The organism is Bartonella sp. AA56HLJMS, from assembly GCF_042197145.1.
Classification (GTDB): Bacteria; Pseudomonadota; Alphaproteobacteria; order Rhizobiales; family Rhizobiaceae; genus Bartonella.
Map to the genome: position 1 here is coordinate 24,315 of NZ_JBHIRL010000003.1, position 24,870 is coordinate 49,184.

Annotated in this window: 14 protein-coding genes; 7 read left to right on the plus strand and 7 right to left on the minus strand. The window is 39.9% G+C overall.

Features of this window, described 5'->3' with window-relative positions:
- Nucleotides 1–573: 573 nt before the first annotated feature.
- Nucleotides 574–5,529, plus strand: coding sequence for a DEAD/DEAH box helicase (locus ACFINI_RS02690; RefSeq protein ID WP_375645576.1), 4,956 nt, complete (start codon nt 574–576; stop codon nt 5,527–5,529).
- Nucleotides 5,530–6,717: 1,188 nt separating this feature from the next.
- Nucleotides 6,718–6,852 carry a hypothetical protein gene (locus ACFINI_RS02695; RefSeq protein ID WP_375611713.1) on the plus strand — a complete coding sequence of 45 codons (135 nt, stop codon included), beginning with the start codon at nt 6,718–6,720 and terminating at the stop codon, nt 6,850–6,852.
- A gap of 19 nt (nt 6,853–6,871) precedes the next feature.
- Here ACFINI_RS02695 and ACFINI_RS02700 read toward each other — a convergent pair whose 3' ends face one another.
- The 6 genes from ACFINI_RS02700 to ACFINI_RS02725 all read right to left on the minus strand — a co-directional run bounded on the left by ACFINI_RS02700 (nt 6,872) and on the right by ACFINI_RS02725 (nt 14,319).
- Nucleotides 6,872–7,540 (minus strand): YdcF family protein, encoded by a 669-nt coding sequence (locus tag ACFINI_RS02700; RefSeq protein ID WP_375645577.1) that lies wholly within the window; start codon nt 7,538–7,540, stop codon nt 6,872–6,874.
- A gap of 4 nt (nt 7,541–7,544) precedes the next feature.
- The gene (locus tag ACFINI_RS02705; protein ID WP_375621026.1) at nt 7,545–8,498 is read right to left on the minus strand and encodes a cell division protein FtsX; all 954 of its coding nucleotides are present in this window, start codon (nt 8,496–8,498) and stop codon (nt 7,545–7,547) included.
- Nucleotides 8,491–9,150 (minus strand): cell division ATP-binding protein FtsE, encoded by a 660-nt coding sequence (gene ftsE / locus ACFINI_RS02710; RefSeq protein ID WP_273723097.1) that lies wholly within the window; start codon nt 9,148–9,150, stop codon nt 8,491–8,493. Before ftsE ends, ACFINI_RS02705 begins: the two co-directional genes overlap by 8 nt.
- Nucleotides 9,151–9,685: 535 nt before the next feature.
- Nucleotides 9,686–11,629: an acetate--CoA ligase gene (gene acs / locus ACFINI_RS02715; RefSeq protein WP_375645578.1), complete on the minus strand. Its 1,944-nt coding sequence runs from the start codon at nt 11,627–11,629 to the stop codon at nt 9,686–9,688.
- A gap of 651 nt (nt 11,630–12,280) precedes the next feature.
- A complete protein-coding gene (locus ACFINI_RS02720; RefSeq protein ID WP_375645579.1) occupies nt 12,281–12,415 on the minus strand; it encodes a hypothetical protein in 135 nt (44 codons plus the stop codon).
- Nucleotides 12,416–13,629: 1,214 nt separating this feature from the next.
- A complete protein-coding gene (locus tag ACFINI_RS02725) occupies nt 13,630–14,319 on the minus strand; it encodes a YggS family pyridoxal phosphate-dependent enzyme (RefSeq protein ID WP_375645580.1) in 690 nt (229 codons plus the stop codon).
- Between the two features lie 165 nt (nt 14,320–14,484).
- On the opposite strand from ACFINI_RS02725, the gene leuS reads away from it, so the two are divergent.
- A complete protein-coding gene (gene leuS, locus ACFINI_RS02730) occupies nt 14,485–17,127 on the plus strand; it encodes a leucine--tRNA ligase (protein WP_375645723.1) in 2,643 nt (880 codons plus the stop codon).
- A complete protein-coding gene (gene lptE / locus ACFINI_RS02735; protein ID WP_375613171.1) occupies nt 17,114–17,722 on the plus strand; it encodes an LPS assembly lipoprotein LptE in 609 nt (202 codons plus the stop codon). Before leuS ends, lptE begins: the two co-directional genes overlap by 14 nt.
- Here lptE and fsa read toward each other — a convergent pair.
- A complete protein-coding gene (gene fsa, locus ACFINI_RS02740) occupies nt 17,719–18,372 on the minus strand; it encodes a fructose-6-phosphate aldolase (RefSeq protein WP_375645581.1) in 654 nt (217 codons plus the stop codon). The genes lptE and fsa overlap by 4 nt on opposite strands.
- Before the next feature lie 1,150 nt (nt 18,373–19,522).
- On the opposite strand from fsa, the gene ACFINI_RS02745 reads away from it, so the two are divergent.
- The 3 genes from ACFINI_RS02745 (at nt 19,523) to atpA (ending at nt 24,854) form a co-directional block, all read left to right on the plus strand.
- Nucleotides 19,523–21,718 carry a primosomal protein N' gene (locus tag ACFINI_RS02745; RefSeq protein ID WP_375645582.1) on the plus strand — a complete coding sequence of 732 codons (2,196 nt, stop codon included), beginning with the start codon at nt 19,523–19,525 and terminating at the stop codon, nt 21,716–21,718.
- Nucleotides 21,719–22,737: 1,019 nt separating this feature from the next.
- Nucleotides 22,738–23,319: an ATP synthase F1 subunit delta gene (gene atpH / locus ACFINI_RS02750; protein WP_375621019.1), complete on the plus strand. Its 582-nt coding sequence runs from the start codon at nt 22,738–22,740 to the stop codon at nt 23,317–23,319.
- Nucleotides 23,319–24,854, plus strand: a complete 1,536-nt coding sequence (gene atpA, locus ACFINI_RS02755; protein WP_273790513.1) for a F0F1 ATP synthase subunit alpha — start codon at nt 23,319–23,321, stop codon at nt 24,852–24,854. Before atpH ends, atpA begins: the two co-directional genes overlap by 1 nt.
- Nucleotides 24,855–24,870: the final 16 nt, after the last annotated feature.

A 24,870-nucleotide genomic window follows, 5' to 3' on the forward strand; every position in this document is an offset into this window, starting at 1 on the left:
ATAAATCAATATATTGTACATATAAAAAAGAATTCTAAAACCACCCGCTATAAAGTATAAGAAGCGAATAATTAGTCTACGAAAGAACAAAAGACAAAGAAATATTTCAAAAATCAATATTTTGAATATCACAACTAATATTTTGCGTATTATAGTGAAATTATATGCATGATCGTTCGTAAAATGCGCTGTTTTGTGTGTGGAGTTTCTTCCTTGGTATCTTGTGTGTTCGCAGGTGTCCTATCCATTTCCTCCTCTCATTCTTAAGCTAAATCCTAAAATTATTGCGCACTTTATTGTGTATTCTTAACAAAAGGCAAAAAATATTTTCAAAATCATCACGCCTTACCGTTTATTTCCATAGGGATATAGACATCAATAAATGCATCATATGATTTGGGGGATACTCAAAAAGATCAAAAGATTCTCTCTTGTTGATTTAATTAAGCATAGACGAAATATCTTAAAATCAAGCAATTTTAAGTTTTTTTTAAGTTTTTTGGGTAGAACAAGAGGCATTAATGAATAGGTCTAGATTCGATAATTGAAGATGTTTTTAATAGAGAGAAAAGCATGACGACGCTGCAATCGCTTTTACAGAGCTATCGTGATGAAGCGCGTACCGAACGAGATAAAGGTACATATTTTGAGCGTTTTGCTCTTGCTTATCTGACACATGATCCTCTTCAGTCTGGGTGTTATGAGAAGATTCAAACCTTTAAAGATTGGGCTCGTGAAAATGCTTGGGATGGTCGGGATACCGGTATTGATCTTGTGGCAAAGCTTCGTGATGAAGAGGGATTTGCAGCAATCCAATGTAAATTTTATGATGCAGCTTATCGGATTAGAAAAGCAGATATTGATAGTTTTATTTCGGCATCAGGGAAAGCTCCATTCAAGCGGCGTGTTATTATAGATAGTACTGAAAGTACTTGGAGTGATAACGCTGAAACAATGATACGGGGGCAGGATATTCCTGTTATACGGATTAATCTTTCCGATATACAACAAAGTCCGATCCGTTGGGAAACTTTTGCAGCCCAGGGCAAAGTTGTTTTGGAGGATAAAAAGAAGTTGCGTCCACATCAATTGGAAGCATTGCGTGATGTGCGTGCTGGGCTTGCTCAAGCAGATCGGGGGAAGCTTATTATGGCTTGTGGTACTGGTAAGACATTTACCAGTCTTAAAATTGCTGAGGATTTGGCGGGTGAAGGCAAGTTTGTTTTGTTTCTTGTTCCTTCCTTGGCACTGATGTCACAGACGGTTCGTGAATGGACAACGGATGCAGGAATCGGATTGAGATCTTTTGCTGTTTGTTCCGATACACAAGTGGGAAAGCGTCGTAAAAATAGTGATGATGTTGCTGAAATTGATGTGTTTGATCTTGCTTTTCCGGCGACAACCGATGCTGCTAAACTTGCAGAACAGGTGGCGAAGAGTGTTGCAGATAAGATGACCGTGGTGTTTGCAACCTATCAATCTATTCAGGTGATTGCTGATGCTCAGAAAAACTATGGTTTGCCAACATTTGATCTTATCATTTGTGATGAAGCGCACCGTACAACAGGGGCAACGCTGGTGGGCGAGGATGAATCCAATTTTGTTAAGGTGCATTCTAATGATGTTATTTGCGCCAAGAAACGCCTTTATATGACAGCGACACCACGCATTTTTGGTGATAACGCAAAAAGTCGCGCGAATGAAGTTAATGCCGTTCTTGCTTCGATGGATGATGAAAAGCTTTTTGGTAAAACACTTTTTTATCGGGGTTTTTCATGGGCAGTACAAAATGATCTTTTAACAGATTATAAGGTTATTGTCTTAGCAATGGACGAAAAATTGGTCAGTTCCGCTGTTCAGAAGCGCCTTAGTGATAGCGATACTGAGCTTATTCTTGATGATGCAACAAAGATTATTGGCTGTTATAAGGCTTTGACAAAACAAAATATGAAGGCTGATGTTGGTGCGGATTTATATCCTATGCATCGTGCTTTAGCGTTTTGTAAAACTATTAAAAGTTCTGAACTTGTGCGTGATGAGTTTTCTACGGTTGTTAGAGAATATCTTGATTATACGAAAGAGGATACAGAAAATGAGCATTTTCTGAAGTGTGAAATTGAGCATGTTGATGGCACTTTTAATGCGAAGGATCGTGGTGCATTACTTGACTGGTTGAAAGCTGATAGTGGGGATGATGTTTGTCGTATTTTGACCAATGCTCGGTGTTTGTCTGAGGGGGTGGATGTTCCGGCTCTTGATGCGATCATGTTTTTAAATCCACGCAAAAGCCAGATTGATGTTGTGCAAGCGGTTGGGCGGGTGATGCGTCGCTCTGAAGGTAAAAAGATGGGATATGTCATTTTGCCAATTGGTATTCCTCCTGATACTCCAGTGGAACAGGCTTTGAACAACAATGATAAATATCGGGCTATCTGGCAAATTTTAAATGCTTTGCGTGCGCATGATGATCGTTTTGATGCGACGATTAATAAGGCATCCCTCGGGCAAGATATCAGCAATGTGATTGAGATTATTGGTGTCACGCAGAGCACTGAGTTACAGGCTGTTACGGCTGTTGTAGACAATCTTCCGGTTCGCTCACAGCCTGCACGAGCGGGAATTGGAAGTCTGGAGCATGATTGCTTTCTTACAGAGCAGGTAAACGAGGAGTTTTCTTTCTGCGTAGATGAACTTTCTCGTGCGATTTTGGCAAAGATCGTTAAGAAATGTGGGACACGTGATTATTGGGAGGATTGGGCGAGCAATATTGCTGAAATTGCTAAGAATCATATCACGCGCTTAACAGGCATTCTGGCAGAGCCAAATACTGAGGCGCGTCAAGCCTTTGACAGGTTTGTGGCAGAACTGCGTGATGACTTAAATGATGCTGTTACAGAAGCTGATGCGATTGAGATGTTGGCACAGCATATTATCACGCGTCCTGTCTTTCAGGTGTTGTTTGAAGGCTATCAGTTCACACGTGAGAATCCTGTCTCGCGTGCTATGCAGCGTATGCTTGATGTGCTTGATGAGGCAAATCTTGATAAGGAATCCAAAGATCTGGAAAAATTTTACGCAAGTGTAAAATTACGAGCCAGTGGCATTACGGATCCAAAAGCAAAACAGAGGTTGATTGTAGAGCTTTATGATAAGTTTTTTCGTTATGCTTTTCCACGCACTGTAGAAAAACTAGGCATTGTTTATACCCCCGTCGAGGTTGTGGATTTTATTTTGCACTCTGTCAATGATGTCTTAGAGCAAGAATTTGGGCAAACGCTTGGCTCACCGGGTGTGCACATCATGGATCCTTTTACTGGAACGGGTACTTTTATCACGCGGCTTTTACAATCGGGTCTGATAAAACCAGAGGAGATGAAACACAAATTTTGTCGTGAAATTCATGCCAATGAAATCGTGCTTTTAGCCTATTATATTGCAGCCATTAATATTGAGACGACCTATCATGGTCTGATGGGGGGCGATTATGTTCCGTTTGAGGGAATTTGTTTAACCGATACATTCCAGCTTTATGAGCAAGAAAAAGACCTGATCAGTGATTTGCTGGTGGATAACAGTACACGTCGGGTGCACCAGAAGGAACTGGATATTCGTGTTATTGTTGGCAACCCCCCTTATTCTTCTGGACAAAAAAGTGAAAACGACAATGCGCAGAATATTGGCTATCCTAAATTGGATCGTCGCATTCGTGAAACCTATGCCGCTCAATCTAAAGCAAGCAATGTTAATGGACTTTATGACAGTTATATTCGTGCCATTCGTTGGGCAAGTGACCGTATAAAAGACTGTGGTGTTATTGGTTTTGTGACAAATGCAGGTTTTATCAGTAGTTACTCTACGGATGGTTTACGAAAATGTTTAATCGAGGAATTTAGCAGCCTTTATATTTTCCATTTGCGGGGGAATCAACGAACTTCTGGAGAGCTCTCTCGAAAGGAGGGGGGAAAGATTTTTGGTTCTGGGTCTCGCGCACCTATTGCGATTTCCATTTTGGTTAAAAATCCGGATGCACAACAGCATGGGAAAATATATTTTCGTGATATTGGAGATTATCTCACAGCAAAAGAAAAGCTCCGTGAACTTCAGAGGTTGGGGAGTATTAGTGGTATCACACGTGAACACGGCTGGCAGATGATTACACCAGATGAATATGGCGATTGGCTGAAACAGCGCAACAGTGATTTTAAAAAATTTCTGGCCTTAGGTGATAAGAAAGGCAGTGATAAAAAGCTCTTTGAAAATTTTTCTGGTGGGATACAAACTAGTCGTGATGCTTGGACATATAACTCAAGTCGTGAAGCTTTAGCAAAGAATATGAGCAATATGATTGCTTTTTATAACAGTGAAGTAGAGCGTTTTAATGCTGCGTATCTACATTCTGATCGCAAAGCACGTGCAAATGCTGTGAACGATTTTGTCAATACAGATTCTAGAAAGATTAGTTGGAGTAGTAGCCTTAAAGAAGAATTAATAAGGGGGAAAGCTTTTAAATTTAAAGATACGTATATTACCCAGAGCCTTTATCGTCCTTTTACACAACAGTGGCTCTATTACAATCGTGTTTTTAACCATAGAGTTTTACAAATGCCACGTATTTTTCCTCTGGAACAAACGGCTGAAAATAAGGTGATACAAGTTACGGGAATTGGAGCAAGCAGTGGCTTTTCTGTTCTGATGACTAAGAATTTATCTAATCTTCATGCAATGGATACTGGTCAATGTTTTCCACGGTATGTTTATGAAGATGCTGTGTCCTTGAAAAATAAGGAGGGGGATCAGGTTCATTTGTTTGCAAATTTTGCAGAGGAAAGCAAAGAAACTGGTTTAGAGCGGCGTGATGCTCTTACGGACGAAGGGTTGGCTTATTTTAAGGCAGCTTATCCTGGTGAAATGATAACAAAGGATGATTTGTTTTATTATGTTTATGGGATTTTGCATTCTGAAGATTATCGTGCTCGTTATGCGCATAATCTGTCTAAACAATTGCCGCGTATTCCAACAGTTAAAAAGGTAGAGGATTTTTGGGCTTTTGTTACAGCGGGGCGCAAGCTTGGTGATTTGCATATGAATTATGAAGAGGTTGAACCCTATCCCGTTACCTATAAACAGGGTGATCCAAGAACTTGGGTGATTTCTGATGAGAAGGGTTTTTATCGTGTTGAAGCAATGAAATTTGCTGGTAAGCGTGGTGCTATTGACAAAACCACCGTGGTTTATAATGCGAATATCACGATGCAGAATATTCCTCTTGAAGCTTATGAGTATGTGATCAATGGCAGGCCTGCTCTTGAATGGGTTATGGAGCGGCAGGTTGTCAAAACGGATAAAGCGAGTGGGATTGTGAATGATGCCAATCGCTATGCTGTTGAAACGGTGGGTAATCCAGCTTATCCATTGGAATTGTTTCAGCGGGTTATTACTGTAAGCTTGGAAACAATGAAAATTGTGCGCAACCTGCCAAAATTGGAAGTGAGAGAAACTGAAAAGGTTAAATTATCCATTGTGCGGTAAAATAGCGCTGTGTCGTAACAAACTGGCACTATCACACACCTTGTCAGCTCGTGGGTATTGCGACAGCCCTTGGCACTTGAGACAAGTCCATAAGAGGCATGTCTTTCTTGTACAGTTTTACGCTGCGCAGGCTCTCTTCCTTTGTGATGTGCAAGTCCTATGTGATGTGCAAGAAAATGGTTTTGATTGATTCAATAGAGAGCAGATTTGAAATGAGAGAATCTGATGATATTGAGAGCTCTCATTCAAGTTGTAGCGTAATAAATTTTCATTATAAATCAATATATTGTATGTGATAAAGCACCTTAGGCAGTGAGGTCGCTAAAATTATGACGCATGAGCTTTAGCGGTAGTGATGAATATTCTCAGGCAGGGTTTTCTTGTCTAGCTTTATGTGAGTAAACCATATAAATGGGGAAGCTGAGTGGAACCTGTCTAGAGAAAGTGGATTGTTTACAAATCGTTGCTAATAAGAATCGTCGCCTTTTGAGATGTTGAGAGGAAATGAAAATTCTCATGAAATCTGTCTTTTGAGGTGTTCTGATATTGAAGTGAGCAGGTGGAACGCGTTAGACAAGAAGCTGAGTTATTATTGTTTACAGATCAATAGAGTTTAAAAATTTTCGTTCTTTTTGGGGATGAAACCAGACAAAAGGTGATCTTAGAGAGCGAAATGATTTCAAAAAAGATTGCGATAAAAAACGTAGGGTATTTGTCGCGGTGTGCGTTTTGAGCTTATTCCTATCTGTGATCTAAAATGCTCTTATGAAGACGCTTTGTATAATGAAGAGATTGTTTCTAATGTATTGATTTATAATGATAGTTTAACCTTCTCTCTGTTGAATGAGAAATCTAACTATTATAAATTTTCTTATTTTAAATCTATTAAAATTATTTTTTTGCATGTCATACAAGGTTGGTATGTTCGTGTTTAAGAAAGGGGTAATGCATGCCTCTTACCAATCATCCCAAGAGGTTTAAGAGCTATCGTAATACTTGGGGGGTGGCAAAATATAGGGTGAGGCGGTTTGCATTTTTTATGAAGGGTAAGACAGTGGTATAAATAGATTTTTATGACAAGTCTGGAAATCTTATGGTTGTCTGGGGGCTCTATTTACAAGAGCTTATATATTGGGATGGTATGTACAGATCCGCGCTGTGAGATATGTTTGGGATGTAAGAGATGTTTTGGGTGAACGTGCAAATACAGTGACACGTGCATTGGGATGTTCTGCGTTGTATGAGGGTAAGCTCTGTCGAGCTTTTATAGAGGCAACTCGTGTGGAAGGGTATGAAGCGGTTCGTGGGTGGCAAGGTTTTTAAAAAGTCAGAAGGATAAAGATTAGAATGCGGTTCTGATATAGACTTGGAGCGTTTTAATATATTGGAATATAAGAATGCGGATTTGATTGATCTGTTGTATTGCGCTTTCAGCATTGTTCTTTTTAACAGGATAGGCAATGAAATGGATATCAGGCATTAAATATTTAAGTTCTCGCATTGAGCGCCACACATGGTAATCATGGGTGACGATATAAAGGGTTCTATAGTGGTGTTTTTTGATCCAAGCGGCGCTTTCTTCGGCGTTTCCTCTGGTGTTAATCGCTTGATGCCCAATGTCAATACAACAGGAGATAAGCCGTGGGGTAATATGCATGTTGTGCATGAGACTTTTCAGATTGGTTGTGGTGTTTACGCCACTGATGAGGAGACGTGAACCAAACCCCCTTTGTAAGAGATTAAGTCCTGTCTCTATTCGGTTTTCTCCGCCTGTAAGCACGATAATGGCATCCGCTTTGGGGAGAGGTGTTGGGGGAGAAAGTCGTTCAGTTTTTTCAGAAAAAATGATAAAACCGCTCCAGAAAATGAAAACAATGATTGAAAGAGTAAGGGTTGTCGGTGGAAAATAGCGAAATAAAAAGCAGGGAGACCAACTATTATAGTGGGGCCGTTTTGGAAGAGGACGTTCTAAATTTTGTTGCATCAATGAGTTGGGGCTGTTGTGAGTCATAAAATTAAAATAAACCGTTTTCACATTGATCGATTTTTTTCAGTTGCGCTAAAATAGTCATGCGGTTGGTAAGGGTGGTGAGAAAAGAAACGAAAATAATAAGCAGAGTGATTTTTCCGTAGGGGATGGAACTTATGGAAAGATGTCCAAACAAAGCTGTTACTTGGCTAGCTTCTACTCTTCCCAAGTTATAATTCGTCCAGAAGCAAAAGGCTGAAAACAGAAATATGCTTGTAAGACCACCATATAAAGCACCACGCAGCGCAGTTTTAAAAAAATGCCAGTCAAATTGGCGCGCAATGAAAAGAGTTTCAGTACCAAGGAAATATAAGACATTGATAATATGTGCATTTTCTGCCAATGCATTGCGGGTGGCAAAAATGATGGTGAGGATAAGAGAGCCTAAAACCAATGCTAAAATTGAAAAACCAATGAAAACAGTGGTGTGTGCCATGGTCGCAAAACGATGAACCCAAACACGGTGATCATCAAATTGACCTCCTGGAATTTGGGTTTTAATGGCGTGATTAATGGCTGAAAAATTGATTTTTTCATCCCCATTCAGGGTCACAATGATGAGGCGGGGAAGGGGTAGTTCATTGACATTGAAGCCTGTTCCAAGCCATGGCTCCAGTAACTTTTCTGTAGCTTTTTGGTCAACAATTTTTGCATCTTGTACACCAGAAAATGTTTTAACCAATTGTACGGCATCACGGAGTGCTTTGTTGATATCAACATTGTCAATGGGGCGTATTTGTATTGTTGCTTCATAGCTAATCTGATTACTCCAATTTTGGGCGGCACGTTGGACCAAATCAACACCGATTAAGGTGAGGCTTGAAAGAAATGTCATAATAGCAATCACGGCAACTAATGCTTTTCCAGAAATATTACCACTGGGAATAATCGCTGTTGTATTTTTTTTATTGCTTGTAAAAATGGGGAAAGACTTATTCATGAATCGTCATCCGTCCGTTATGGAGAAGCATACGTCGTGCTGCAACTTGTTCCATTAAGGCAATATCATGGGTAGCAATGATAACAGCTGTTCCAAAACGATTTAATTCAATAAACAAACGCAGTAGGCGTTTTGCCAAGGGCGGATCGACATTTCCGGTGGGTTCATCGGCAAGTAGAATTTCAGGTTGATCAATGAGTGCGCGTGCAATGGCTACCCTTTGTTTTTCCCCACCGGAAAGAACCGGTGGTAAAACATGAATATGATCTCCAAGACCTACCCAACAGAGAAGATCTTCCACTTCACTGCGATAGGTTGCTTCTTCTTGTCCTTTAATGCGTAAAGGTAAGGAGACATTTTCATAAGTGGTCATGTGGTCGAGTAAACGAAAATCTTGAAAAACCACCCCGATACGTTGTCGCAGCGCAGGGAGCTCTTGTCGTTTGAGCAATGCTGTGTCTGTTCCAAAGAGATCAATATGACCGCGGGTGGGTTTGAGTGCCAAAAACATAAGACGCATCAGCGACGTTTTCCCTGCTCCAGAGGCACCTGTGAGAAATTGAAATGATCCAGGAGGAATATGAAAGCTAATATCACGAAGGACCTCAGGGCCCATTCCATAGCGTAGGCCGACATTTTCAAAATGAATCACTTTTTATTATTACTCCTGATTTTATATTGCATCATTTATTCTAAAAACTCTTACTTTCATTGCTTTAGATTTTTGTTGTAAGCTTGTTTATTTTAGATTTCATGGTTTTCAATATTTTTTATACACCCTCGTTATAGATAAATATTTTTGCTCAAGAATATTATCACTTATACTTTCTTTTTTTAGCCTTATTTATGATTTTAGCAGGAATTTCAAAGGGATTCTAGCATAAACATCAGAACTATTTTTCCTTCTTACTCAGAGGCTTTTTTTGCATTGAGTGGACATTAGGTGATTTTAAAAAGCTATGTTGCTCTTTTTATCTTACTTTCTTATTCTTGTTCGCATCCCAATCCTGAGGTTTTTGCTTAAATTATTTCTTACCTGTTATGAAAAAAAGCGTTTGTTGTTAGAATGATTGAGCTTCTCGTGAATTGTTTTATTTTTTATTCTCCTCGGTGGTTTTCGTAATAATGCTGAGATAATTTTAGCAAAAAAAACAAAAACCACCGTATGTTGTATTGCGTCGTGTTTTTTAGTTTTGTCGGTTGGCAATTAGATCTTCAACAACTTGTGGTTCGGCAAGGGTTGAAATATCTCCGAGAGTATCAAAATCGTTTTCAGCGATTTTTCGTAAAATACGTCTCATAATTTTCCCTGATCGCGTTTTGGGAAGCTGTGGAGCAAACTGAATTTTATCCAATATGGCAATAGAACCTATTTCTTGTCTCACATGCTTGATAAGGTCTTTTTGCAATTCTTCACTTGGCGCTGTTCCTTCCATGAGGGTCACAAAACTATAAATTCCTTGCCCTTTAATGGGATGCGGGTAACCCACAATAGCTGCTTCTGATACAGCGGGATGAGAAACAAGAGCCGATTCAATTTCAGCAGTTCCTAACCTGTGCCCCGAGACATTGAGAATGTCATCAACTCGTCCTGTGATCCAATAATAACCGTCGCTATCGCGCCTACAGCTATCGCCTGAAAAATATTTTCCTTTATAGGAGGAAAAATAAGTTTGAATAAAGCGTTCATGATCCTTATAAAGTGTGCGCATTTGTCCGGGCCATGAATCACTGATACAAAGAGTGCCTTCTGCTTCACCTTCTAAAACATTGCCTTGGGCATCAACAATTTGGGGTTGAACACCAAAGAAAGGACGTGTGGCCGATCCTGCTTTGAGGGGGGTTGCACCGGGCAAGGGTGTGATCATATGCCCTCCTGTTTCCGTTTGCCACCATGTATCGAGAATCGGACAACGGTCATTTCCAATTATATGATAAAACCATTCCCATGCTTCTGGGTTAATCGGTTCGCCTACCGTGCCTAAAAGACGCAACGACGTCCTGTCTGAGTGTTCAACAAACGAATTTCCTGCTCCCATTAAGGCGCGGATAGCTGTTGGTGCGGTGTAGAGTGTATTGACTTGATGCTTGTCGACAATTTCCCAGAATCTGCCTTTGTCAGGAAAGGTTGGTGTGCCTTCAAACATTAAAGTGGTCGCACCATTACATAAAGGTCCATAAACCAAGTAAGAATGGCCGGTTATCCAACCAATATCAGCCGTACACCAGTAAACTTCATCGGGGTGGTAATCAAAAACATATTGGTGAGTCATCGAGGCAAAAACAAGATAGCCTGCTGTGGTATGCAAAACACCTTTAGGTTTGCCGGTGGAGCCTGAAGTATAAAGAATAAAAAGCGGATCTTCAGCATTCATGGGTTCTGCTGGACAAGCTGTTTTGGCATGAGCTATCTCTTCGTGGTACCAAAAATCACGCCCCTCTACCCATTGAATGGGTCCACAAGTCCGCCGTATAACCATGACTTGGTCCACCTGCACGTTTTGGCGCGCGGCTATCTCAATGGCATGGTCAACGTTGTCTTTTAAGTTGATCCGTTTGCCGCCACGCAAGCCGTGATCAGCGGTAATCATAAAGGTTGATTCACAATCGACAAGGCGTCCTGCTATTGCTTCAGCAGAAAAGCCAGCAAAAATAACCGAATGAATAGCTCCAATGCGAGCACAAGCAAGCATGGCATAGGCTGCTTCGGGAATCATAGGAAGATAAATGGTTACTTTATCGCCTTTCTTAATGCCACGACTTTTCAAAAGATTAGCAAAACGACAAACATGTTCATAAAGCTCGTTATAGGTTATTTTTTTATCATGATAAGGATTATCTCCTTCCCAAATGAGCGCGATTTTGTCTCCATGGGTTTTCAGGTGGCGATCAATGCAATTATAGGTAACATTTGTTATCCCATCTTCGTACCATTGAATGGAGACATCTCCGTTAAAAGAAGTGTTTTTTACTTTTGTAAAAGGTTTAAACCATTCAATGCGTTGACCATGTTTTGCCCAGAAGCTTTCTGGATCATCGATGCTTTCTCGATACCATTGTTGATAAGTTTCCTCATCGAGTAAAGTATTTTTTTTGATCTCTTCTGATACTGGATAGATTTTTTCAGTCATGTTTCCCTCTTTTTATTGTTTGGAAAAATCTGCCTCTGTATTTTTGTATGGTTATATTTGTGGCAGAGTTTTCCCAAAAGCTTTTCATTGTGAGGTTAGACTAAATGACAAAGATTAGAATAGTCAATTTTTAAAATCTGATACGTTTGTATTCAAGAGAGTATTTTATGCTTTTAGGATATTCAAATGTGGCAGAATCTATTGTAGTAAAGAGCTTTTTATAAAAGCATAAAGATATTAAAAAATACCCTATAAAGGAGAGGGAATGAGAATGCTTTTTAAAAGAATAAATTTACTAAATATTAATATAAACCAAAATATCTACATAAACTATCAAAAATAATGAACATAATTACTGTATATAATGTTGTTTTATAGCTACTTTCCAACTGTAACCACCAATTTTTTTAAAACCAATAGCATATATAGGGATGAATACAAAGAGAATGCAAAACAGCCTTATTATTTCATAACGAATATTCATTATAAAAAATCCTAAATTATAATAGGTGATCCGTAATAGATATCTCTGAAAAATATTTTGTCCATAGATATTTGGTATATTCTTTCCAATATTTACAAAAATACTAATTTCAGAGATATCTTTGTCGCTATTCTCTATAAATTAGAACCAACATTCACGACCTTTTTCTATAAAGCCCAAAGACCATCTGCTAAGAATCCACCTGCGGCGCCTAAGAGTCTACCTGTAAATGCACCCGCTGGTCTTCCAGTTATACCACCTAGAATTGCTCTGCCTATTCCTCCATCAAAAGCTCCATGCAACCCCCCCTGCACCTATGTGATACATAAAATCATTAGTACTACATGCATTTCCATAAATGATAGGTGTTGAATCATGTATCGTATAAGTTAAACCTGAACCAAAATGTTTCAGTTTAATACTCCTAATATTATCTACATTAAAAATATTAATCATAATTATACATTTCAAATGTCTATCACGTATTTTTAGAGAAATTACAAATATAAACTTTAGAAATGGTGATAAAAATACTGTAATAAATAATATATAAATTATGTATATATGAAATTATTATTCTTAATAAAATAATAATATTAATTATAAGTTTTTAAAATATAAGAAATGACACCATATTTTTTCTTAATTAAAGTTTAAATTTAGAAAAATTTGGCATATGAAAAGTTGAAGTTTTTCTCTTTGTTTACGAGATCGACAAAGGAATAATGATAAAGAAATATTGTTATTGAAATCGGTTTCATTGCCATTGTTTTGTATGCATATATTATGCGCATATGCACGGGATTTGTTCTTTTATTTTTCAGGCGAATATTAACCGTATTTTATGCTTTGTAGAGCATAGAAAGCCTTTTGCTATTTGTTGGACCTTATAGATTGCTATTCATGTTGTTTAGCGCGGTTCTTGGTGCTCTATTGAGCATTTAAGATGTTTATTTTGCTCAAGTGACTTACATGAAAGAGTTTTGTTACTGTATTATGTAACCATAAGCCTCTTTTTGTCTGCTTTATGCTATTGGCATGTGGGGAAATTGTTTACGCGTGTTGGGGAAGTTAAGAGAATTCATGATTTTCAATGGAAATCATTGCGATGATCTTATTCAATATTCTTTTGTAATTATTTATTTCGCGACAGTTTTTTCATTCATGCTCAACGCCATTTTTACCATTTTGCCTTTATATAAGGATTTATTTTTTATGTTGCTTTTGCTGGAGAGGCGTTCAGAGGGGAGTAAAGTAGAGCCAATATGCGAGAATATGAGAGCCAAATTGTAATGCTATTTTGAAGCTATTGTACGTGTTGTGGATGTACCGGTGAGAAATTTGAGAAGACCAGCTTTTTTGCTTATTTTGCTAACAGGATGAAAGAGGGACTGGAATCTTTTTTGCTAGAATTGCTCTTTGTATTGATATTGAAGGAAATATTTTTTCTCATTTCTGCTGTTTTTGGCTTGTTCGTAGAATTTTCAATGGGAATTTATATGAAGGGGAAATTGCTTTACACAGGGCGTTTTCCAAATAAAGCAGAGCCAATGCGAAGGACATTAGAGCCAAACTGTAGAGCGGTTTTGAAGTCACTGGACATGCCCATGGAAAGCTTTGGAAGACCTGCTTGTTTTGCTAATTTTGCTAACAGTGCGAAATAGGGGCCGGGGTTTTCATCGACAGGGGGAATGCCCATAAGTCCGATGATATCAAGTCCATAGTTGTTTTTGCATTGGTTGACAAAAGATGTAGCTTCTTGTGGTGCTATACCACTTTTTTGCGGTTCTAAGCCAATGTTAACCTGAACATAGCAAGGAAGATGCCTTTTTTGTTTTTGCATTTCTTCAGCTAAGCTTTTGGCTATTTTTTCACGGTCAACCGTTTGAATAACATCAAAAAGTTTGATCGCCTCTGCTGTTTTATTTGATTGTAGGGGACCGATGAGATGGAGTTTAATATTTTCAAATTGTTGACGTAAAGCAGGCCATTTTTGTGCTGCTTCTTGTACGCGGTTTTCTGCAAACAAAGATTGGCCTGCTTGCAAAAGGGGTCGTATATCAATAGCAGAAACAGTTTTTGAAACAGCGATAAGTTCAATTTCTTCTACAGGGCGTTGTAACTCTTGACATGTTTCAGCAATGTCTTTTTGAAGGTTTTGCCATGCTTCAACGGAAGGGGCATCAAGGGGTGTTTGTGTATTCATATTTTTGTGCTTTACCTTTTTTGTTCAAGAGTTGGTCGTTTTTTTTAAAGTTTTATAAAATACTTAGGGAAATATTTCACGAAAATGTTGACGATGAGGTTAATCCATGGTCAAGCATAATAAAACAAGTTTTTGGTTCAGTTTTATTAAAAGAGTATAATGGGAATGACGATTGAGCATTATAAGATAGGCGAACGCTATAATCCACGGGCGAGAGAAAAAAAATGGCAAGAAATTTGGGATGAAAAGAAAATTTTTCAGACTGTCCAAGAAGATGCTCGTGAAAAATATTATGTTTTAGAGATGTTTCCTTACCCTTCTGGCCGTATTCACATGGGGCATGTGCGCAATTATGCCATGGGGGATGTGGTTGCACGCTATAAACGCGCCAAGGGGTTTAATGTCCTTCATCCTATGGGGTGGGACGCTTTTGGGATGCCGGCTGAAAATGCTGCTATGCAAAATAAAGTGCACCCTAAAACTTGGACTTATCAAAATATTGCGGTGATGCGTGGGCAATTAAAGCAATTAGGGCTCTCGATAGATTGGACTCGGGAATTTGCGACTTGTGATGTGGAATATTACCACCGCCAACAAATGTTGTTCCTTGATTTCTATCAAAAGGGGTTGGTAGCACGTAAAGTGGCTAAGGTGAATTGGGATCCTGTTGATCATACTGTTTTGGCCAATGAACAGGTTGTTGATGGGCGGGGATGGCGTTCTGGTGCGTTGGTGGAACAACGTGAGTTGACGCAGTGGTTTTTCAAAATTAGCGACTTTAGTGAAGATCTCTTGGCAGGGCTTGAAGAGCTGAACCAATGGCCGGAAAAAGTTCGCACCATGCAAAAAAATTGGATTGGAAAATCACAAGGTTTGCTGATTCGTTGGGCTTTAAAGTCGGCGGGTGATGCTGATGATGTTTGTGAGAAATTTGATGAGGTTGTTTGTTATTCAACGCGTCCTGATACACTGTTTGGCGCTTCCTTTTTGGCTCTGTCTGTTGATCATCCTATTGCACAAGCTTTGGCAAAAAAAGACAAAGCGTTGAGTGCTTTTATTGAAAATTGTCGGTGTGGTGGAACGACAACGGCAGCACTTGAAACAGCTGAAAAACAAGGGTTTCTCACGCCCCTTTTGGCTGTTCATCCTTTCGATTCAACAGTACATATTCCCGTTTATATCGCGAATTTTGTGCTTATGGACTATGGAACAGGGGTTGTTTTTGGTTGTCCAGCTCATGATCAGAGAGATTTCGATTTTGCGCGTAAATATGATCTTCCAATAAAACCCGTGGTTTTGCCAAAAGGAGAGCAAGCAGAAGATTTTGTTATTACTGAAACACCTTATACGGGTGATGGGGTGATGATCAATTCTAGTTTTTTGGATGGTTTGACACCCCGACAAGCTTTTGAAGAAGCTGCTAAAAAGCTTGAAAAACAAATGCTCAATGGGCAACCGCAAGGGAAGAAAACAGTGCAATTTCGTTTGCGTGATTGGGGGATTTCGCGTCAACGTTATTGGGGGTGCCCCATTCCGATGATCCATTGTACAACTTGTGGGGTTGTTCCTGTTCCACGTGCTAATTTACCGGTTGTGTTGCCTGATGATGTTACTTTTGATCAACCAGGAAATCCTCTTGCACGACATGAAACATGGCAGAATGTTACTTGTCCTTCCTGTGGTCAACCTGCCAAACGCGAAACCGATACCATGGATACATTTGTTGACTCTTCTTGGTATTATGCACGCTTTACGGCTCCTTTTGCGCAGGGACCTGTTGACAAACAAGCAACAGCTGAATGGTTGCCTGTGCAACAATATATTGGTGGAATTGAGCATGCCATTTTGCATCTTCTTTATGCACGCTTTTTTATGCGTGCTATGAAATTGGTCGGTCATGTGACGGTAGATGAGCCTTTTAAGGGGCTTTTTACCCAAGGTATGGTGGTGCATGAAACCTATCGAGATGGTAAAGGGTGGGTTTCTCCAGCAGAAATTTCGATTGTTGAAAAAGATGGAAAGCGGTGTGCTTATAAATTAACCGATCAAAGTGAAGTGACGATTGGTTTGATTGAGAAAATGTCAAAATCAAAAAAGAATGTCGTTGATCCTGATGATATTATTGCATCTTATGGCGCTGATACTGTGCGTTGGTTTGTGTTGTCAGATTCTCCTCCCGAGCGGGATGTCATTTGGACAGAATCTGGTGTTGAAGGTGCACATCGCTTTGTACAGCGTGTTTGGCGCCATGTGGCTGTGAGTGCTTCTATTTTAAAGGATGTGGCGCCTTGTGCAGGGCATCAGGGAGCGGCTTTGGAACTCTCAAAGGTCGCACATCGCACGCTCCACGCTGTAGAAGATGATTTGGAAAAATTCGCTTTTAATCGGGCTATTGCACGCCTTTATGAATTCTTGAATATTATGGCGCCGTTGTTAAATAGGATAGAAAGTGTTGACGATGAAATGAAAGCTTCTTTACGTCAAGCTATGGATTTTTTTCTTGCTATGATTGCACCCATGATGCCCCATTTAGCAGAAGAATGTCATGCTGCTTTAGGGGGAAAAAATTTAATATCTGCGCTTGCTTGGCCTATTTATGATCCCACGTTAACCGTTGCGGAATGCTATACTTTGCCAGTACAAATTAATGGTAAAAAACGTGGTGAGGTGAGCGTTGCAGCAACTGCTGATGAGGTGATGATTAAAGAAGCGGTTTTGGCGTTAGATTTTGTAAAGGCGCAGCTGATTGAAAAGCCTGTGAAAAAAATCATTGTTGTTCCACAAAGGATTGTGAATGTCGTTTTTTAGAAGTTCTATTCTTGTCATTTTAGCTGGTGTATTCACACTGTTGTGTGGATGCAAAGTTGAACCGCTTTACCGTCAAGAATTGCAGAGTGCAATGACAATGGATTCTGCTTCTTATGGGAATCCTGCTTCTGGGCACCCTTCTGGACAAGCTTCTTTGGGATTAGCGCAAAAGCTTGCTTCTATTGTTGTGGAAGAACCTTCGGATCGTTTTGGACAAATGGTGCGCAATCATCTTCTATTTCTTTTGTATGGAAATGGTGCTAAACCTTCTCTACCTGCTTATCAATTGGCATTGCAGATATCCGTCTTTACCAGAGAATCGATGCAGATAGAGGTTGATTTCGAGAAAAAGAGAAAGGGACGACCTTCTGTTGGAACTGTTATGAGCAGAGCTTCTTACACTTTGCAGGATATGAAAAATACTCTTGTTGCAAAAGGAACAGCAATGATGAATGCATCTTTTGAGCGACTTCGTCAAGAATATGCAACGCTGCAAGCAGAAGAAGATGCAAAAAAACGTGTTGCGGAAGAGTTGGCTGAACAGATCTTTTTGTTACTTTCAAAAGATCTTTCCAATAAAAATTCTAGATATTAAGCAATATTTTGTCCTGTTTTTTTCCAGTCGTCGAGGAATATTTGCAACCCTTTGTCGGTGAGAGGGTGTTTGACCAGTGCTTTTAAGATTGCTGGTGGAACTGTTGCAATGTCAGCACCACTGAGTGCTGCTTCTTTGACATGATTAACGGTGCGGATTGAAGCGGCCAAGATTTGTGTTTCAAAGTTATAGTTATCATAAATTGTGCGAATTTCATGAAGCAGTTCACTTCCATCATTTCCACAATCATCAAGTCTACCAATAAAAGGTGAAACGAATGTTGCGCCTGCTTTGGCGGCTAATAAGGCTTGATTGGCAGAAAAACAAAGTGTGAGATTTGTTTTTAGTCCTGCTGCTGTGAGGGCTTTACAGGCTTTTAATCCATCGAGTGTTAAAGGAAGCTTGATACAAATATTGTCGGCAACCTTTGCTAAAACAGCTGCTTCTTTCATCATGTTTTCAAATTCTGTTGCTGCAACTTCAGCAGAAACAGGTCCGTTAACGAGAGCACAAATTTCTTTTGTAACATCAAGAATATTGCGTCCTGATTTTAGGATAAGAGAGGGATTGGTTGTGACACCATCAACAAGGCTTAAATTCTGTAACTCTTGAATTTCTTCAATATTGGCGCTATCCACAAAAAATTTCATCTCTAACCTCTTCTTTTTAGCTTTATCCTATTTTTTGTTATGCGCTATTGTTGACTGCAAAAGCAAGAGAAAGAATTAATATCTGTGTAAAGAACAAGAATGCTATGGTGTTAATCATGTACCCGTTTTCGGTAAAGAAATATGATTTATCGTTTCCACACCTATTTCATAGTGTTGCTCGTGATAAGGCATAGAATTCATTGCGTACCAACATTTTTGCGTATTGGCATCTTTGCGTAGCGGTGTTTTTATATTTATGGAAATAAGCTAGCATTATCAAACACTTTGCTCATTTCCTATTTGCGATTGCTCTTGATATTTGAGAGTGCATCATAAGATACCTTCCTTTTTTAGGGGGTATGTTTAACTTTGTTTTTGATGAAAGCGGATGGATTTATTTTGTCGTAAAACACTGTTGAAGAACGCCTGTAAAATTTTACGCATGAAGGGTTTTTTTATGGTCAATTACATTGATTTATTCTGTGTTCTCCATTCTTCAACAATACGCTTTTGTGCTGCTTGTATTGTTGCTTGATTCTCAATCAAGCTGAAAGATGTATACACGTGTTTTCACGTTTTGGCACAAAGCCAAGGTGAATATTGTAACGGCTCCATTTGCAATATTATTCTCCCTATAATTAAAATCATGGGATACTCTTTCATCAATAAGGATTTACAAATGTTCCTCGATGGGGTTGAAATGAGAAAAATTCATCGTATTGAGGGTTTTATTACAATAGGTAAAATGATGATTATATCTTTATAAATCAGTTTGTTGAAGATAAATTGAGATATGAGGCGGTAAAAAAATAAAAGTGTGCGTTGGGAAGAAGTCATATTATGGGATCGCTTTGTTGAAGGATGCACTTAACCGATAGCATGTTGAATGCTTAATAGTGATGCGCTTTATTTGCACAGAAGAATGGCGCTGTTTTTTTTGCTATAGAGTTTTTTATTATAGACGATGAGATTGGTTCTTTTATTGGCACTTTGGTGATGAAATGAGTATTAAAAAGAATTTTTGTTAGAAAAGTGTTGTAATCGGGGGGATTGAATCCTGCAATGAATTTTATAAGAGTGTTTAAAGATTAAGGTTTAGGCCTGTTGGTGTTCAATAGGTCGTAGATTGGTTTAAAAGATGAATTCAAACATGATAGAGGAAAAGATTGTATCCGTATTGGTTCCTCTTCCTGTTGCTCACGCTTATAGTTATAAAGTTCCATCTTCTATGGAGGTGAACGTTGGTTCCTTTGTTCGGGTTCCGTTGATGGGGCGTGAGCTTTGCGGTTTTGTTGTGGACGTTGGAGAGCAGACAGCCGATGGGCAAAAGTCTGCTCCTGTGGCGCGTGAAAAATTACGCTCTCTGCTTCATGTTTTTGATTGTCCCCCATTAAAGGCAGAAATGATCACATTTTTGCGTTTTGTTAGTCGCTATACAATGGCACCTTTTGGTCTTGTAGCACGATTGGTTTTGTCGGTACCGGCTGCTTTAGAGCCGGAAGCGCAGATGCTGGGTTTGCGATATTGTGGTGGAAATGTAGAACGTCTCACACCAGCGCGATCACGGATTTTGGAATTGGTGCGTAATGAGAAGATATGGACACGTTCTGGTCTGGCACATGCGGCTGGAACTTCGGTTTCTGTTGTTGAAGGTTTAAAAGCGCTAGGAATTTTTGAAGATGTTAAGGTTCCTGCTCCTGATCTTGTGGCAATGCCTGATCCTGATTTTTGTCCCCCTCAGTTGCAGGGAGCGCAAAGTGAAGCAGCAACAATGTTGCGAGAAGGTGTTTTATCTTCTCAGTTTCAAGTTTTTTTGCTTGATGGTGTTACGGGATCAGGAAAGACAGAAGTTTATTTTGAAGCGGTCGCTCAAGCTTTCAAAGGGGGCAAGCAGGTTTTAATTTTATTGCCGGAAATTGCTTTAACACAGCAGTTTTTAGATCGTTTTTATGCACGTTTTGGCGCTGTGGCAGCAGAATGGCATTCTGATTTGACGCCACGTCGTAGAGAACGCGTCTGGCGGCAAGTTGCAGAAGGGCGGGTGCGTGTCGTTGCGGGGGCTCGTTCAGCACTTTTTCTTCCCTTTCATGAGCTTGGCTTGATTGTTGTCGATGAAGAGCACGATAGCGCTTATAAACAAGAAGAGCGCATTTTTTATCATGCGCGTGATATGGCTGTTGCACGGGGCTCTTTTGAGCATTTTCCTGTTATTTTATCTTCAGCCACACCGTCGATTGAAAGCCAAGCCAATGTTTTAAAAGGGCGTTATCAAAAGGTGCATTTACCTTCCCGTTTTAAAGAAGCTGCACTTCCACAGTTGCGGGTGGTTGATATGCGCCAAGGAGGGGTGCAAAAGGGGCGCTTTATTTCCTTTGCTCTTGAAAGGGCTTTAAAACAAACGCTTGATAAGGGCGAACAAGCTCTTCTTTTTCTTAATCGTCGTGGTTATGCACCTTTGACTTTATGCCGAATTTGCGGACATCGTTTTCATTGTACCGATTGTTCAAGTTGGTTGGTAGAACATCGTGCGCAAGGGCAACTGAAATGTCATCATTGTGGATATCATGAACCACTTCCTGAAGCCTGTCCTGAATGCGGAACCTTAGATCATCTCGTGGCTTGTGGACCGGGTGTGGAAAGAATTGCCGAAGAAACACAAATGCTTTTTCCTCAAGCGCGATCATTGATCCTTTCAACAGATCTCAAAGGAGGGATTGGGAAGTTGCGAAGCGAATTACAAGCCATTGCAAATGGCGATATGGACATTATTATTGGAACACAGTTGGTTGCTAAAGGACATCATTTTCCCAAGCTCTCTCTGGTTGGCGTTATTGATGCTGATCTTGGTCTTGCCAATGGCGATTTACGCGCAAGTGAACGTACCTATCAGCTGCTTTCTCAAGTTACCGGAAGAGCAGGGCGTGTGGGATTGAAAAGTTTAGGATTATTGCAAACTTATCAACCAGATCATCCGGTCATCAAAGCCTTACTTGCATGCCAGCCAGAAGATTTTTACACACGTGAGATTGCAGCACGTCAGCATTATCATTTGCCTCCCTATGGGCGGCTTGCCTCTTTGATCGTGTCTGCACAACAGCGCCAAGCAGCAGAACATTATGCGCGCGCATTGCGTCAGGCAGCGCCACGGGAAAAAAATATCTCGGTTATGGGACCAGCAGAAGCGCCTTTGGCTTTGGTTCGGGGGCGTTATCGTTTTCGGCTTTTGCTGCAAGGACAGCGTTCTTTTGATATACAAGGGTTTATACGTGCAATGCTTAGCGGTACACCCAAAATGCCCAGTTCCGTTCGGGTTCAAATTGATATTGATCCGCAAAGTTTTTTCTAAAACCAGTATCGCATAAAGTGAAGGTCTCTTTGCTTAAGGTGCTTTACTTGAACTCTTATATTATTCAGAATAAGCATCCAAGCAGCAAAATATGATACATGTATTGCATTAAGTAGAGCCACGGGAAAAAATATCTTTGTTATAGAACCAGCAGAAGCGCCTCTCTTCTTCGAGGGCACTATCATTTCGGCTTTTACTTCTTTTTTGTATGAGGGACAGTATTCTTTTGATAGGCGGATTCTTTTTATAAGGGCTGAAAATGCTTAGCTGTACACCCAAAATACCCAATTCTATTCGCGTTCAAATTGATCTATGCTTTTTCTAAATCAGTGCAATATAGTGCCATATAAAGTGAAGCTATGCGGGCTTAATGAAGGGCGTGATTTTGATAAAAAAATTTGAAAAGAGAGAATTTGTCGATATTTGAAGCTTGTCCGGTATGAAAAATGATATATTATCATTATAAATCAATGTTTTGTATATTTAAAGAGTGTGCTTACAAGAAAATATTACTTGGTGAAATTTTTTAAAAGGAGTGGGTATTTGAAGAAAAAAGAGCAATGTTTTCTTTAATTTTTAGGAGGATATTCATTATTTTTTCTTTCTTATCAGTTTGAAATAATAGACTTTTTCAATCGCAGCTGCATCTCATTAAAGGTCTTGTGGTGATAAAGGGAGTGTTTTTGGGAGAAGAAGTATTTTATTATGGTGGCAAGGGCATTTGAAGAAAAATCAAAGAGAGTGAAAAAATCGCTCAGAGAATGTCAAAAAGAGGCATAAAAAAACTGTGATGCCATCCTGTATATCTAAAAAAAATGCTTTTCAAAAATATTTTGAATATTTTATTAAAATTTTTAAAAAGCAGCGATTTGTGGTGTTGCGAGTCGGCTATGTCTATGCTAGAAACCAAGTGATTTTTGTTCTAGGTTTTAAGAAAAAGATTCTTAAGATTGAGAATGTCTGTTTCATTTCATCTGATAACTATCAGAGAGTCGCTCAAGGGAAAGAGGCGGTATTTCGTGTCGGATTCATTTTCTCTCATACCGCTGCCGTTGGTAGATCAACGCTATGCGCAAGCGCTTTTTGATTGCGTTCAAGAAGCCGGAAACGTTGAAAAGGTTGAAAAGGCAGTAGAGGATCTTTTACTTGTTTTGGAGCATAAGGATTTAAAACGCTTTGTGCTTAGTCCATTCTTTTCAGTTAAAGAGCAAATTAAGGTGATGCAATCTGTTTGTGCAAACATCAAATTTGCTGATAAAAACGCAGGGCAGGTCATTGGTAATTTTTTACGCGTTATTGCAACAAACCGTAGGCTTAGTGCCGTATTTGGTATTTTACGTGCTTTCCAGCATTGTGTTGCACGCGCTCGTAGGCAGGTTACTGCGCAAATTGTTTCTGCGCGCCCCTTAAGTTCTCAACAAAGACAAGAGTTGTGTGAGGCTTTGGAAGGTGTTGTTGGAGGAAAAGTCTTGCTGCACATCATTGTGGATCCAACAATTCTTGGTGGATTAATCGTTCGTGTGGGGTCGTCTCAAATTGATACGTCTCTTCTCACAAAATTGTCTTCACTTAAGCTTGCATTGAAAAAAGAGGTCAGCTGATGGATATTAGACCATCTGAAATTTCAAAAATTCTAAAAGAGCAAATCAAAAACTTTGACCAAAAGGCTGAGGTTTCAGAAATTGGTTGGGTTCTCTCTGTAGGGGATGGTATTGCTCGCGTTTATGGTTTGGATAATGTCCAAGCAGGGGAAATGGTCGCCTTTCCAAACGGTGTGCGTGGTATGGCACTCAATTTGGAAGTTGATAATGTTGGTGTGGTCATTTTTGGCTCAGATCGTGATATTCGTGAAGGTGATTGTGTAAAGCGGTTAGGTGCTATCGTCGATGTTCCTGTGGGGCCGGCTTTGCTTGGGCGTGTGGTTGATGCGTTGGGAAACCCTATCGATGGTAAGGGGCCCATTAAAGCAACAGAGCGTCGTCGTGTCGATGTTAAGGCTCCTGGAATTATTCCGCGTCAGTCTGTCCATGAACCGATGTCGACCGGATTGAAAGCGATTGACGCACTCATCCCTATTGGACGGGGGCAGCGTGAATTGGTGATTGGTGATCGCCAAACAGGAAAAACAGCAATTTTGCTCGATACATTTTTAAACCAAAAACCTTTTCATGAAAAAGGGGCTGGACGAGAGCAAGACAAAGTTTATTGTATTTATGTGGCTATCGGTCAAAAACGTTCGACTGTGGCACAATTCGTTAAAGTTTTAGAAGAACGTGGAGCGCTGGAATATTCTATTATTGTTGCAGCGACCGCTTCTGATCCAGCACCACTGCAATTTATTGCACCTCTTGCTGGGTGTGCTATGGGTGAGTATTTCCGTGATAATGGGCAACATGCTTTGATTGGTTATGATGACTTGTCAAAACAGGCGGTGGCGTATCGTCAAATGTCTCTTTTATTGCGTCGTCCTCCAGGTCGTGAAGCTTATCCGGGAGATGTTTTCTATCTGCATTCGCGTCTTTTAGAGCGGGCTGCGAAGTTGAATGCGGAAAATGGATCTGGGTCGTTGACAGCTTTGCCAGTTATTGAAACGCAAGCAAATGATGTTTCTGCCTATATTCCTACAAATGTGATTTCGATTACTGATGGACAAATTTTTCTAGAGACTAATTTGTTTTATCAAGGAATTCGTCCTGCTGTAAATGTTGGTCTTTCTGTATCGCGTGTTGGTTCTGCTGCACAAATTAAGGCGATGAAGCAAGTTGCTGGCTCGATTAAAGGTGAATTGGCGCAATATCGTGAAATGGCAGCTTTTGCGCAGTTTGGCTCTGATTTGGATGCGTCAACCCAGCGTTTGTTAAATCGGGGTGCGCGCTTGACAGAGCTGTTGAAGCAGCCACAATTTTCTCCACTCAAAACAGAAGAACAGGTGGTGGTTATTTTCGCGGGTGTGAATGGCTATCTTGATGCTTTGGCGGTTTCTGATGTTGCGCGGTTTGAGCAGGGGCTTTTGGTGCTTTTGCGGAGTGATTATCAAGATCTCTTAAAGGCAATTGCTGAGCAAAAGCAAATAACAGATGAGCTGAAAGATAAGTTGATAACTGTTCTTGATACTTATGCGAAAAATTTCTCGTGATGAATTGATGGAATGC

Coding starts and splice junctions, on each gene's coding strand:
- ACFINI_RS02690 (WP_375645576.1), top strand. CDS start 574: ATGACGACGCTGCAATCGCTTTTACAGAGCTATCGTGATGAAGCGCGT.
- ACFINI_RS02700 (WP_375645577.1), bottom strand. CDS start 7,540: ATGACTCACAACAGCCCCAACTCATTGATGCAACAAAATTTAGAACGT.
- ACFINI_RS02705 (WP_375621026.1), bottom strand. CDS start 8,498: ATGAATAAGTCTTTCCCCATTTTTACAAGCAATAAAAAAAATACAACA.
- acs (WP_375645578.1), bottom strand. CDS start 11,629: ATGACTGAAAAAATCTATCCAGTATCAGAAGAGATCAAAAAAAATACT.
- ACFINI_RS02725 (WP_375645580.1), bottom strand. CDS start 14,319: ATGAATACACAAACACCCCTTGATGCCCCTTCCGTTGAAGCATGGCAA.
- leuS (WP_375645723.1), top strand. CDS start 14,485: ATGACGATTGAGCATTATAAGATAGGCGAACGCTATAATCCACGGGCG.
- lptE (WP_375613171.1), top strand. CDS start 17,114: ATGTCGTTTTTTAGAAGTTCTATTCTTGTCATTTTAGCTGGTGTATTC.
- fsa (WP_375645581.1), bottom strand. CDS start 18,372: ATGAAATTTTTTGTGGATAGCGCCAATATTGAAGAAATTCAAGAGTTA.
- ACFINI_RS02745 (WP_375645582.1), top strand. CDS start 19,523: ATGATAGAGGAAAAGATTGTATCCGTATTGGTTCCTCTTCCTGTTGCT.
- atpA (WP_273790513.1), top strand. CDS start 23,319: ATGGATATTAGACCATCTGAAATTTCAAAAATTCTAAAAGAGCAAATC.